Here is a 13,716-nt window from a genome sequence, read left to right on the forward strand (position 1 = left end):
ATCAATTTTAAAATCTCATCGCCGAGAGCATTTAAATTTTATCAATAAAATTAGATTTTAAATGATAATTATTCACATTAATTCCTTATTTTTTAACAAATCCTCATCATCCAAATTAACAATATAGTTATATTCAAAATGTCTAAAAATATTCCAAATTTTCTCCTTTAGATTAAACAAGAGACCTTCTATTTCTAAACTGTTATGTAAATAAAAATGAGAAACATAATAATTTTAAAAAAAAAATTAAAGCATAGGCATTAAATTTTGCCTATGCTTTATACTAAAGTTAATATTTATTTCTTATTACATAACTTTAAGATTGAATTTATATAAACCCCTATAGCAGTAAATATATCTTCTTCATTAAAATCAAATTTAACCGAATGATGCTCTCCTTTTAAATCACTTCCAAACATTATATAAGTACTCTTCCCACCATTTTCTTGAACTTTTTTCATCATATAACATATATCTTCACTTGCCCCAAAGTCCTCTTCTTCTATAATTGAATCAAAACAACCCAAGTCTTCTGAGGACTCTTTCACAATTTCTATTAATTCCTTATCACTTTCTCCACTTATAGATCTTCCTAATATCGAAATTTCAATATCATTATCATGCATATCAGCAGAAGCTTTTAAAATTCTTATAGCATAATCCTCCATATATTCATTAAGCTCTGTAGTTTCCCCTCTTGTTTCAACTTCCATAAAAGCTTTTCCTGGAATTACATTCCTTCCACTACCTGCAACCAATCTTCCCACATTTATTCTAGTTATCCCCTCACTATTTCTAGGAATAGCATCTAAATTTAAAACAGCAGTTGAAGCTGAAAGTAATGCATTATGTCCTTTTTCTGGTGCTACACCTGCATGAGAAGATTTACCTTTAAATTCTGCATTAATTTTTGATGTAGCTAGAAAACCTTTAGTTCCACAAATTATTATTCCAGATTCCTTTGCCTTGATACCTATATGTCCACTTAATAGATAATCAACATCATCTAGTATTCCAGACTCAGCCATAGGCCTTCCTCCACATACACTTTCCTCTCCAGGTTGAAATATTAATTTTATTGTTCCATTAAACTCATCTTTTAGATTCATAAGTAATTCAGAAACTCCAAGACCTATAGTTATATGTCCATCATGACCACAAGCATGCATAATGCCTTTATTTACCGAAGAAAATCCTTCTTTAAAAGGAATATGACTTTCCTCTTCACTCTCCACAACCTTAACACCATCAATATCAAATCTTAAAGCAATTGTTGGTCCCTCTCCGTTTCTTAAAACTCCAACAATCCCTGTATATCCACCAGTCATAAGTTTAGCTAACTTCTCATAAGCACCCTGCTTTAAAGCTCTATCGTAATTTTTAGAAAGCTCTTTTTCATTTGGTACATCCATTCTATATTCATCACTTATTATCTCTTTTCCTATCTTAAGTTCATATCCCATATCAAGTAATGCTTTTCCTATTAAAGAAGCTGTTCTAAACTCTCTCCATGCACTTTCTGGATACTTATGGAAATCTCTTCTATACTTTATCAATTTCTCTCTATTGTCATTTATAAAATCCTCTATTTTATTTCTCATATAAATTCCCTCCAACATTTTACTTTATATATTAAATTTAACTTTACCTTATTAATAATTTTATGTCTATTCTATGGATCTTATTTAAAAAAAGAATGATTTAAACTTTTAAACCATCCTTTATTTTCTATATAGCTAAATATTATATTTTAAATCAATACTCATTTAAAATATGGTCTAAGAAAAAAGCCGATATGTTAAATATCGACTTTTCTAAATTTATTATTTATACTATTTTATGTTTCTGCTACCTGGTTTCACGTAAGGAATTCCTTCTTTACATAATGGACACTCACTTGCATCAAAACTTTCTATGTCTAATTTGATTGAGCTATACATTGGGAAGTCTGTTACATTTCCTGGAGTTCTGTCTACTATACAAACTACTGCTACAACTTCTCCACCTTGTTCTTCTATTACTTTAGCTGCCTCTTTAAAACTTTTACCTGTTGTTACAACATCCTCTGTGATTACTACTCTTTGTCCTTTTTCTATAGTAAATCCTCTTCTTAAGGCCATTTCTCCATCTACTCTTTCAGTAAAGATTGCAGGCTTTCCTAATTGTCTCCCTAACTCATATGCTACTATAACTCCACCCATAGCTGGTCCAACTACTAAGTCAAAGTCGATATCCTTTAATTGATCAGCTACAACCTTTAATACTTTCTCAGCTTTATCTGGGTGCTTTAATAATTGTGCACATTGGCAGTATCTATTTGAGTGTCTTCCTGATGATAGTAAAAAGTGTCCTTCTAATAATGCTCCAACCTCTTTTAATGTATCTATAACCATAACATCTGTATTTTTCATATATAATTCCTCCAAAACATTTTAATTTTTTTATTTATTCTTTTAATTAAATTCATTTATACTATTTACTTTATACATCCTACGATTTCGTTTATGTTCTTTAACCCTTCCCTTCTACAGAAGTCCTCTAATCCCTTTATTATTTCTGGGCCTGCATTTGGGTTTACAAAGTTTATTGTTCCTATTTGTATAGCTGATGCTCCAGCCATCATAAACTCTATTGCATCCTCAGCCGTAGCTATTCCACCCAATCCTATTACTGGGATATCTACTGTTTTAGCTACTTCATGCACCATTCTTAATGCTACTGGCTTTATAGCTGGACCTGAAAGTCCTGCATATACATTATTGAACACTGGCTTTCTATTCTTTATATCTATTGCCATTCCCTTTAATGTGTTTATTAGTGAAATTGAATCTGCTCCTGCTTCTTGGCATCTATAAGCCATGTCGCATATATCTTCAGCATTTGGTGATAATTTTACCATAAGTGGTTTATCACATATTTTTCTCACCTTAGATACAACATCATAAGCTACATCTGATTTTATTCCGAAGGCCATCCCTCCAGATTTTACGTTTGGACATGATATGTTAAGTTCTATCATATCTATATCTTCTTTATTTAGAAGAGAAACTGCTCTTTCATAGTCTTCTATAGTAGCTCCACCAACATTGGCTATTATGTTTGTACCAAGTTCTCTCATTTTAGGAAGCTCTATTTCTATGAATTTCTCTATTCCTGGATTTTGAAGTCCTACTGAATTCATAATTCCTTGAGGTGTTTCATATATTCTTATTCCTTCATTACCTTCTCTTCCATTAAGAGTTAAGCCCTTTGAACTTATTCCTCCTAACTCTCCCACATCATAGAAATTACTGTACTCTGCTCCAAATCCAAAAGTACCTGATGCTGCTATGACAGGGTTCTTAAAATCTACTCCATTTATAACTGTCTTTAACATAATTAACCCCTCCTATTTTAGAATTCTACTTCTAATCCATTAAATACTGGACCATCTTTACAAGTTCTCTTGTTTCCTGATTTAGTTTTACATGTGCATACTAAGCATGCTCCAACTCCGCAAGCCATGTGTTTTTCCATTGATACGTACACATTTACGCCTGCTTCCTTACACATCTCAACTACTCTTTTCATCATGATTTCTGGTCCGCAGCATAGTACTGTATCATAGTTTTCAAGTGGAAGTATTTCTGTTACAAAACCTTTATGTCCATGCTTTCCACTATTTGTTGAAACCTTAGTTTCTCCTACATATTCTCCGATTTCTTCTACTAAGTATATGTCATCTCTGAATCCACCATAGAAGTCCATTTTCATTTCAGAATTATTCTTTCTAAGCATTTTTGCAAGTTCTAGCATTGGAGCTGTTCCAATTCCTCCGCTTACTAAAGCTACTCTTCCATAATCCTTGGTTACATCAAATCCATTTCCTAAAGGACCTATTATTTCTATTTCATCTCCAGAAACCATCTTCTTCATTTCATTAGTTCCTGATCCAACAGTAGCATATACAAAACGTACGTCTTTTCCATTTACTTCACAAACACTTATTGGTCTTCCTAAGAATGTATTTGGTGTTTTTATCATGTAAAATTGTCCTGCATTTACTTTTGCATCATGCTCTACTATTAGTGAGTATATTCCATCTACTACCTCTACATTTTCTTTTACTTTACTTTTGAAATATTCTATAGCCATAATTTGTCCTCCCAAGTTCCTTCTATTTTAAGATTGCTGCTCTTATACTATCTCTCATTGTTATCGCTTCTTTTCTTGAACATTCAGCGAAGTTTTTACTATCTTCCATTGCTTTGTATGCTAATAAGATCTTTCTCGATGAGTTTACCACTCCACCATTCCCATTATTTAAGTAGGCTGCTACATCATCAGCAGTTCCTCCTTGTGCCCCATATCCAGGTATTAAGAAAGGCATTGTGTTTAACTCTTTTCTCATTTCTTTAGCTTCTTCTTGGTGAGTACATCCTACAACTCCTCCGATTGAGCTGTATCCATGCTTTCCTAAGTAATTTTTACCTAAAGTGTGTACTTTTTCTCCAACTACATCATAAACTTTCTTTTCATTTCCAGCCTCTAAATACTCTATATCCTCAGCACCTTTATTTGAAGTTCTTACTAGAACAAAAACTCCCTTTTCATTCTTCTCTATATAGGGAAGATATGGTTCTATACTATCCATTCCCATATATGGATTTAGAGTTATGAAGTCACTTTCAAAATCTCCTTCAAAGTGAGCCTTTGCATACATTGTAGCAGTTGCTGCTATATCTCCTCTTTTTATATCAGCTATTATTAAAGCATCCTTTTCTCTTAAGTAGCTTAATGTTCTTTTGTAAGCTTCTAATCCTTTAAGTCCAAGAGCTTCATAGTATGCTATTTGAACCTTGAAACATGATGATACATCTAATGTTGCATCTATTATCTCTTTGTTGAAGTTGAATAACATATCCGCTTCATTTGAAAACTTACCTTTAAATTCTTCTGGTATATAATCTAAGCTAGTGTCTAACCCTACACAAACTACTCCATTTTGTTCTACTCTTTCAAATAACTTATCTGCTATCATCCTATGCCCTCCTAAAACTCGCCTTTATAAACTACTTTTCCGTCTTTTATTGTTAAAACTACATCTCCGTAAAACTCCATACCATTAAATGGTGTATTTTTACTCTTAGATACTATATCTTCTTCTTTAAATATCCTCTTCTTATTTATATCTACAAGAACTAAATCTCCTGCGAATCCTGGTTGAAGCTTTCCTTTATTTATATTTAATAACTTAGCAGCATTTCCACTCATAAGCTGGCTTAGCTTGTTTAAGTTAATATGATTTCCTTTTACTAATGTTGTATAGCATATTGAAAAGGCTTGCTCTATTCCTATCATTCCTGGAGCACCCTTTTCCTTATCCTCTTTTGAATGAGGAGCATGATCTGTTCCTATACAATCTACATAATTCATCTTTATTGCTTTTATCAAGAAGTTAACATCCTCTTCTTCTCTTATTGGAGGATTAACTCTGTAGTTATTGATTTTATTATTTAAAGCTAAATGATGTGGTGTTATCTCACAAGTTACTTCTACTCCTTCATTCTTCCCATCTATGATGTACTTCATAGCTTCTTTAGTACTAACATGAGACATGTGCAATCTAGCTCCTACAAACTTAGCTAGAGTTATATCTCTCCAAGTCATCATGTTTTCTGCTAAACGCATATCTACTTTAGTGAACTCTGGGCTTTCTGCATGAGACATTACTATCCAGTTATTCTCTTTAGCAACTTTCATCGCTTCCATCATAATCTTAGAGTCTGATACACCTTTACCATCATCTGTTATTGCTTTTACATCTTCATTTCCAATGAAATCATTTAAGTGTTCTACTTCTTGTCCAGCTAAATCTCTTGTTATAGAAACTGTTTGATATAAATCTACTAGACCAACTTCCTTACCTTTATTTACTACGTAGTCTAAAACTTCTTTTGAACTACATACCGGCTTAGTATTTGGCATTAAAGTTACTGTTGTGTACCCACCTCTTACTGCTGCCTTAGAACCAGATTCTATATCTTCTTTATATTGGAACCCAGGATCTCTAAAGTGTGCATGTGTATCTATGAAGGCCGGCATAAGTACTAAGCCTTTTCCATCTATTGTCTCACACTCTTTTTGAAGTTCTGAACCAAGTTCCTTTATTAATCCATTCTCTAGGTATATATCCCCAAAGAAATTATTGCTTTCATCTATTAAATTTACATTTTTAATTAATAACTTCATCTTATACTCCTTAAATTAAAGTTTTGGAAATTGGTTTTCTCCATGACAGTAGTCACAATGGCAGATGTTATTTTTCTTATCAAACACTGTGAAACTTTGAGGAACATATTTCTCCACTTGAGTTATACACTTAGGATTCTTACATTTTCTTTCTATTTCTTTATTTTTCATAGCTTTAAGCCTCCCCTAAAAGTTTTGCCATTAAGGCCATTCTTACATACATTCCGCATTTAGCTTGCTTGAAGTATAATGCTCTTGGATCTTTATCCACTTCATATGCAATTTCATTTACTCTTGGAAGAGGATGCATAACTATCATATCTGTCTTAGCTTCATCCATTTTGTTTTTATCTAAGACGTAGACATTTTTTAGTCTTTCATACTCGTTTGGGTCTAAGAATCTTTCTCTTTGTATTCTTGTCATGTATAAAATATCCGCTTCTTTAATTCCATCTTCTAAGCTAGTTATCTCTACATATTCTATATCATTCTTTTCTAAGATTTGTTCTCTAATATAATTTGGGATTCTAAGTTCTATAGGAGATATTAAGATGAATTTATTATTCTTATATCTTGAAAGTGCCTTTATAAGAGAATGCACTGTTCTACCGAATTTTAAATCTCCACATAATGCAATTGTATTTCCTTCTAAGTTGCCCTTGTACTCTTTTATTGTAAGAAGATCAGTTAATGTTTGCGTTGGATGTTGATGTCCACCATCTCCTGCATTTATTACTGGAATCTCTGAGTACATTGATGCAACCTTTGCTGCTCCCTCTAGTGGGTGTCTCATTGCTATTAAATCAGCGTAACAATTTACTGTTTGTATAGTGTCAGCTAAGGATTCTCCCTTAGATACTGAACTTGAACCTGGTTCTGAGAACCCAATAACTTGTCCACCTAATCTAAGCATTGCAGCTTCGAAAGATAATCTTGTTCTAGTGCTTGGCTCATAGAAAAGCGTTGCTAGAATCTTTCCTTTGCATATGTCTTGATATTCTTTTGGATTTGCCATTATTTGATGTGCTAACTTAAAAATCTCTTCAAACTCCTCTATTGTGAAATCTGACGGATCTAATAAGTGTTTGTTTTTTAACATACTATTCACTCCTTTTTAACCTCTCTGTGTTAATTTAAAGAAGAAAAGTTATATAATTCTAATTACGTGTAAAAAAAAGTCTTCCTTGTATAAGGAAGACTTTTATATATAAATCTCTATTTAATCTTAAAAGATTATAATTCAACTATATAACTTCCTTATTGACCTCTCTGGATCAAATTTAAAGGTTATTTATTAATAAGTCTCACTGGACTGCTTTTATTGTGCTTATGATATCATATTAAAATTTTTATGTCAATAAAGTTTTTTATAAATATTCCAAATATAAAATAACTCTACTAAATTATTCAGTATATGTAATAAATATCTATTATAAACATATCAATCTACTATCGTTTTGTTAAATGTAATCTATTATATTTCACAATATGGAATAATAATCTTTTAACAAGTTAATTATCCTAGTTAAAATTTTACTTTCCTTGTATAATATTAATGTGAATAAAATGAAAATAAGAAACTATGTTATTTACATAAAATATGAATTTGAAAGGAGATTATCATGGAAACTTTAATATCAGTATTATTGGTAGCTCTATGTGTATTTATAATAATAAAGGTAGCAAAAACAGTAATAAAGATAATTGCGTTCTGTGCAATAGTTCTAATTGTATGCATATATTTTAACATACTTCCAGCCAGTATACTTTCAGCTATAGGTCTATAACTTATTATAAATCTTTAAAAAAACTAATAAATGTATAGCAGTTTACTTTGCTATACATTTATTCCAACAATTATAAATTCTTTAAATTATAATTGTTAAATATTTTTAATTTAGTGACCTTTATGCTTAGATTTTCATTTTCTTGTTTCAGCATAAACTTATAGTCTTTTGACTTATCTTTAGCAAAATAATTTTTACAACTTAATTGCCTTCGTTGCAATATAGGTATCTATATGCTTGTCTAACAAGCTATTTCCTAGCTTATCTTCATAAAATCCCGCTATAAGAAAACCTGCTTTTATTTGTCCTCCAATTTGACTTTCTAATGAATGCCCAAAGTCTAATGTATCTCTATTTTCAATACGATTTTCTAATTCATTCTTAGAAAGTTGCTCTATATCTGAATAAGGTATTTTTTTTGAAACAACTAAATTATCATTTTCCTCCCATTCATAAAGATCAAAAATATATACAAGTGGATTAATGAAACCTGATAATAAAGCTCCGCCTTTCTTTAAAACTCTATAACATTCTTTCCAAACAATTTCTATATCATCTATGAAACAATTTGAAATAGGATGAAATATCAAATCAAAGCTTTCATTCTCAAAACGAGATAAATTTCTCATATCACCTTGTTCTATATGAATATTTAACCTATCTCTTTTAGCAACAAATTCATCTTTTTCTAATTGTTTTCTACTATTATCAAACACTGTAACATTTCCACCTAAAGCTGAAAATATAGGCCCCTGTTGCCCACCACCAGACGCTAAACACAATATATTCTTATTTTCAACCTCTCCAATCCACTCCCTTGGAACAGATTTTTTTGGGGTTAAAAATATATTAAACTTCCCTTTTCTAGCTAAAACGACTTCCTCTTTACTAACAGGTATTGTCCATTTATTCTCAAGCTCCACCTCATTATCCCAAGCAATTTCATTTAACTTTACTATATCCATAAAAATCCTCCAACCCAAATTAACCTCTTGTAAATACAAGAGGTTAATGATTTTAAATTTAATGCCAATTATTCATTATTGAGTCCCACATCATCTTTCCAGATTTTGCAAGAGTCACTGTTCCATAAACTGAATTTGGTATTCCACTAGACATTACTGTACATGCAAAGTTTCCCTTACTGCTATGAATTAATTCAGTATCATTTTCAACACCTTTTTTATCTCCAGTTTTGCTTGATATATCAAACTTAAGATTATCTGGTATATATAAAGCCAGCTTGTTTTTTATTTGTTGTCTTGTAAGTATATCGATAAGCATTTGAGAGTTTTCTTTACTTAAGTATGAACCCTCGCTAAGCTTTCTCCAAGCTAATGTTAAATCATAAGCTGTAGTATAATTCTCCACATCTGCTTTGAAATTTCTTTCATCCGCAGTCTTTCTGTTAAGTTCAGTATTTTTCATCCCTAATTCTTTAATGATTTGGTTTATTCTTTCCATACCAACTAAATCTATGATTTTGTTAGCAGCCGTATTATCACTTTGTATAAGCATTGCTACTAAAAGCTCAAATACAGTATACTCTCTTTCTCCAAATTCATGTATTATTCCAGTACCATAAACTTTATCTGAACTTTCTATTTTTATCTTATCCAAAAAGTCTATCTTACCTTCCTCAACTTGTTTTATAAGAGCTATAGCTATAGGTAATTTCATGCAACCTGCTGAAACCATTTTAACGTTTTCATTATAACCATAAGTATAGCCACTTTTCAAATCCTCAAAGAAAAAGCTATACGAACCAATTCTGCTCTCTAAATATTTTTGAACTTCTTTCATAAATACCCACCAGCTTTCTTTTAATGTTGCTTTTAATGTTGCCTTGTTTAAAGTGTAACATATTTTCAGAAAATTTTGAAGTCTTAATTGTAAATTTTTTCTTGTTAACGTTTAAATATTTTTCTTTAGCCATTTTAAAGTATTGGCAATTTTAATAAATAATATAAGTAAAATTTTTACTAAACTACAAAATAAAACACCTACTAAAATTAGTAGGTGTTTTATCATATTAATCAGCGAAGCATATTCCTATACTCTTAGCTGCCTTTACCATTTCGCCTTCTGGATCTACATCCTTAGTATATCCAATTACATTTTCTAAATTTTCATAGGAAACACTGTTTCCTTTTAATGCAACCATATTACCAAATAAGTTACTATTTATAAGCTCAACTGCTTTAACTCCATATCTGGTAGAAAGTATTCTATCATATGCAGAGGTATTTCCTCCTCTTTGTATATGACCAAGAACAGTACTTCTAACTTCATGATTTTTGATTAAATCCTCTAAATCATTAGCTAATTTATTAGCTATTCCACCTAGTCTTATTGGGTCTGGACTATCTCCAACAATTTTAGAAACAACTACCTCTCCATCCTTTGGTTTAGCACCTTCAGCAACAACAACTATTGTAAATTGCTTTCCAGCTTCTTCTCTTTCTCTAACTTTTTCAACTATTTTATTTATGTCATATGGGATCTCTGGTAATAATATTACATCAGCTGAACCGGCTATTCCTGATTCTAAAGCTATCCAGCCAGCATTTCTACCCATAACTTCTAAAAGCATAATTCTATGATGTGATTCAGCAGTAGTATGAAGTCTATCTAAAGCCTCAGTAGCTATTTCAGTAGCAGTATTAAATCCAAATGTTACATCAGTAGCTAATAGATCATTATCTATCGTTTTAGGAACCCCTATAACATTGACACCTTTTCTTGAGAAGTCTCTTGCAGAAGTTAAAGTTCCATCTCCACCAATAACAACTAATGCATCAACGCCCTCTTTTTTAAGGTTTTCAACACCTACATCAGATACATCTTTCTTAACTATTTCACCATTTTCATCCTCAACTTGATAGTCGAATAGATTGTCCTTATTTGAGCTATGAAGAATTGTTCCTCCTCTATGAAGTATGCCTGATACAGAGTCTAAGTCTAACTTTATAAAGTCATTATTATATAATCCTCTATAACCAAACTTATATCCTATAACCTCATATCCATACTGTAATATTGCTGTTCTTGTAACGGCTCTTATTACTGCATTTAAACCTGGACAATCTCCTCCACCTGTTAATATAGCGATTTTTTTGATTGGTTGTGTCATATAGAATCCCCCTCCTAAACAATCTTATATCATAGTTTTATTTTGTAAATTTTTACAATTACCCTTTAAGTAAATGATATCATATAAATGATTCTATGAAAAGTAAAATTAGTTGAAATATTGAGAAAATTTATTCTTTTTTACATTTATATTACTAAAACCTAATTTCACTTTAAAATTTTAATAAAACAAAAAAAGACAAGAATTTTAAACTCTTGTCTTTTAACATAATTAACTTATTACACCTGTGAATATTAATATAGCTAATAATATACCTGCAAATACTCTGTATATTGCAAATATTCTCATAGGTTTTTTCTTTAAGTAATTTATAAATTTGTCTATAACAACTAATGAAACTACAAATGCAACTATAAATCCTAGTACTAACGCAATCCAATTTGTTGCATTCATTTGAGAATAATCAAACTTAAGTAAATCTAGTCCTGATGCTCCTACCATAGCTGGTATTGCTAAGAAGAATGTAAATTCAGTTGCAACTGTTGTGCTTAATCCTGAAATCCAACCTCCCATGATAGTTGAAGCACTTCTTGACATTCCTGGCCATAAAGAAAGACATTGGAAACATCCAACTAAAAGTGATTGTTTGTAAGACATATTATCTATATTTTTAACCACTTTGCTTCTCTTAGCTCTTCTTCTGAAGTTATTCTCTATAACTATAAGTAAGATACCACCGACAATAAATCCTATAGCTACTGTTTTTGTTGAGAATAGGTATTCTTTTATTTCATCATGGAATAAAAGACCTAATATAGCTGCTGGTATAGTACCTATAATTACATTTATACCGAATTTAAATCCAGTTTCTGATTCTCTAAGTTTCTTTTCGTATTCTCTCTTATCACTTGATGTTTTTGAAGCAATAAATGAAAATATGTAACTTAAGAACTCAACTACTGAACTACTTATCTTCTTCCAGTATAAAACTACAACTGCTAAAATAGCTCCTAATTGGATAACAACTTCATACATCTCAGGGAATCCACCTGATTGAGTATTGAAGTGTATAAGGTCACCAACTAGAATCATATGCCCTGTTGATGAAACAGGAACAAACTCTGTAAGACCTTCAACAATTGCAATTATTATGGCCTTAAGTATGAATAAAAAATCAATTCCCATAACTACACTCGCTTTCTTAAATTAAGTTTTACTTTTTAATTATAATTTCATTAATAGAATTTGTCCACCTTTACTATTTGTACATACTCTTAATAAAAAAGAATAGGAGTATATAAAGATGCTATATCTCAATATACTCCCATAATATAACTAATATTCAAATTTTATAACTTTACTATGCTTTTACCACTGAAAGTATTTCCTCTTCAACAGCACCAGCTTTTGGTACATAGCTCTTTAATAAAGACATATTTCCTTTTAACTCGTACTTACCTAATGATGCTGGAATGAATATACTATCACCCTTTTTAATCATTAATTCACCTTCTTCTGAAGTTATAACACCTTCACCCTCAACACATGTGAATATGAAGAATCTTTCTTTATCACTTTCTTCTTCACACACTCCATTTATATCATATTTTTCTAATGAGAAGTATTCACAAAGTGATAAATAAGTTTTATCATATTGGTCATATGAAACTTTTAATCCTTTAGCTTTTTCACCTGATAGTGAGAAGTCTATACAATCTAATGCCTTTTCAACATGAATTTCTCTTCCTCTATTATAGTCATAAACTCTGTAAGTTGTATCACTATTTTGTTGTATTTCAGCTATTACAACACCTTCGCATATAGCATGAACTAATCCGCTTCTTACAAAGAAAGTATCTCCTTTTTTTACAGATACTTTATTTAAATACTGATCAAAATCACCAGTTTCTATAGCTTTTACGAATTGCTCTTTAGTGCAATCCTTTGTCCCTACGATTAGATTAGCTCCTTCAAAAGCTTCAACAACATACCATATTTCAGTCTTTCCAAGCTCTCCTTCTACTCTCATTCCATATTCATCATTTGGATGAACTTGTACTGATAATTTATCTTTAGCATTTATTAACTTTACAAGTAGAGGAAATTTCTCTTTTGATATTTCTGTTCCTACTAAGTCGCTTCCTAGTTTATCTATTAACTCGTCTAATCTTAGGCCTTTATATTCTCCATTTTCAACTACGCTCATTCCATTTGGATGACAAGCAACATCCCAAGTTTCTCCTATCATTCCTTCTGGCATATTATCTCTAAACAGTTCGAAATCTCTTCCGCCCCATACTTTATCATAGTATAAATTTTCAAATCTTATTGGATACATTAGTATTCCCCCTAGTCTAGTTTATTTATGATCATTTGTATAATCAATTATATCTTTCCTATATATAATACAATATTTTACCTTATAATGCATTGTAAAATTTCTAGTTAAGACCTTATAAATTATTGATTCTTTTTAAAAACTGAAATTATTCTTATTTACACATTAATTTTCTTTAATAAAATTAGTTAAATTAAATTTATACTTATTTTTATTAATTTATTTTTGGAAAGCTTTGTGCTATACTATAATAGTTTAAGAAGATT

At 30.8% G+C, this 13,716-nt stretch carries 14 protein-coding genes; 1 reads left to right on the forward strand and 13 read right to left on the reverse strand.

The genetic code is table 11. The annotated features are described in order from the left end of the window. Positions 1–296: 296 nt before the first annotated feature. From ACQZHJ_RS09260 to pyrB, 8 genes are all read right to left on the reverse strand, one after another. Complete coding sequence (locus tag ACQZHJ_RS09260) at positions 297–1,601, reverse strand: M20 family metallo-hydrolase (protein ID WP_430485269.1); 1,305 nt, start codon at positions 1,599–1,601, stop codon at positions 297–299. 231 nt (positions 1,602–1,832) lie between these two features. Next, the gene (gene pyrE / locus ACQZHJ_RS09265) at positions 1,833–2,411 is read right to left on the reverse strand and encodes an orotate phosphoribosyltransferase (protein WP_430485270.1); all 579 of its coding nucleotides are present in this window, start codon (positions 2,409–2,411) and stop codon (positions 1,833–1,835) included. Positions 2,412–2,476: 65 nt separating this feature from the next. Further along, a complete protein-coding gene (locus ACQZHJ_RS09270; RefSeq protein ID WP_430485271.1) occupies positions 2,477–3,376 on the reverse strand; it encodes a dihydroorotate dehydrogenase in 900 nt (299 codons plus the stop codon). Between the two features lie 17 nt (positions 3,377–3,393). Continuing rightward, on the reverse strand, positions 3,394–4,134 hold the full coding sequence (locus ACQZHJ_RS09275; RefSeq protein ID WP_430485272.1) for a dihydroorotate dehydrogenase electron transfer subunit: 741 nt from the start codon (positions 4,132–4,134) through the stop codon (positions 3,394–3,396). 22 nt (positions 4,135–4,156) lie between these two features. Then, positions 4,157–5,020, reverse strand: a complete 864-nt coding sequence (pyrF, locus tag ACQZHJ_RS09280) for an orotidine-5'-phosphate decarboxylase (protein WP_430485273.1) — start codon at positions 5,018–5,020, stop codon at positions 4,157–4,159. Between the two features lie 11 nt (positions 5,021–5,031). Continuing rightward, the gene (locus tag ACQZHJ_RS09285) at positions 5,032–6,231 is read right to left on the reverse strand and encodes a dihydroorotase (RefSeq protein ID WP_430485274.1); all 1,200 of its coding nucleotides are present in this window, start codon (positions 6,229–6,231) and stop codon (positions 5,032–5,034) included. Between the two features lie 15 nt (positions 6,232–6,246). Continuing rightward, positions 6,247–6,402 (reverse strand): aspartate carbamoyltransferase, encoded by a 156-nt coding sequence (locus ACQZHJ_RS09290; protein WP_430485275.1) that lies wholly within the window; start codon positions 6,400–6,402, stop codon positions 6,247–6,249. 4 nt (positions 6,403–6,406) lie between these two features. After that, complete coding sequence (pyrB, locus tag ACQZHJ_RS09295; RefSeq protein WP_430485276.1) at positions 6,407–7,330, reverse strand: aspartate carbamoyltransferase; 924 nt, start codon at positions 7,328–7,330, stop codon at positions 6,407–6,409. A 523-nt stretch (positions 7,331–7,853) separates the two neighbouring features. Here pyrB and ACQZHJ_RS09300 point away from each other — a divergent pair. Then, complete coding sequence (locus ACQZHJ_RS09300; protein ID WP_430485277.1) at positions 7,854–8,018, forward strand: hypothetical protein; 165 nt, start codon at positions 7,854–7,856, stop codon at positions 8,016–8,018. 194 nt (positions 8,019–8,212) lie between these two features. Here the strand turns inward: ACQZHJ_RS09300 and ACQZHJ_RS09305 are convergent, their stop codons facing one another. The 5 genes from ACQZHJ_RS09305 to manA form a co-directional block, all read right to left on the reverse strand. Then, a complete protein-coding gene (locus tag ACQZHJ_RS09305; RefSeq protein WP_430485278.1) occupies positions 8,213–8,983 on the reverse strand; it encodes a class I SAM-dependent methyltransferase in 771 nt (256 codons plus the stop codon). A gap of 58 nt (positions 8,984–9,041) precedes the next feature. Continuing rightward, positions 9,042–9,821: a serine hydrolase gene (locus ACQZHJ_RS09310; protein ID WP_430485279.1), complete on the reverse strand. Its 780-nt coding sequence runs from the start codon at positions 9,819–9,821 to the stop codon at positions 9,042–9,044. Positions 9,822–10,050: 229 nt separating this feature from the next. After that, on the reverse strand, positions 10,051–11,151 hold the full coding sequence (locus ACQZHJ_RS09315; RefSeq protein WP_430485280.1) for a 6-phosphofructokinase: 1,101 nt from the start codon (positions 11,149–11,151) through the stop codon (positions 10,051–10,053). A gap of 231 nt (positions 11,152–11,382) precedes the next feature. Beyond that, positions 11,383–12,297 (reverse strand): undecaprenyl-diphosphate phosphatase, encoded by a 915-nt coding sequence (locus tag ACQZHJ_RS09320; protein WP_430485281.1) that lies wholly within the window; start codon positions 12,295–12,297, stop codon positions 11,383–11,385. Positions 12,298–12,472: 175 nt separating this feature from the next. Continuing rightward, positions 12,473–13,450, reverse strand: a complete 978-nt coding sequence (gene manA / locus ACQZHJ_RS09325; RefSeq protein WP_430485282.1) for a mannose-6-phosphate isomerase, class I — start codon at positions 13,448–13,450, stop codon at positions 12,473–12,475. Positions 13,451–13,716 lie beyond the last annotated feature (266 nt).

This window comes from Clostridium sp. B9 (assembly GCF_050509515.1).
In the GTDB taxonomy this organism is placed as follows: domain Bacteria; phylum Bacillota; class Clostridia; order Clostridiales; family Clostridiaceae; genus Sarcina.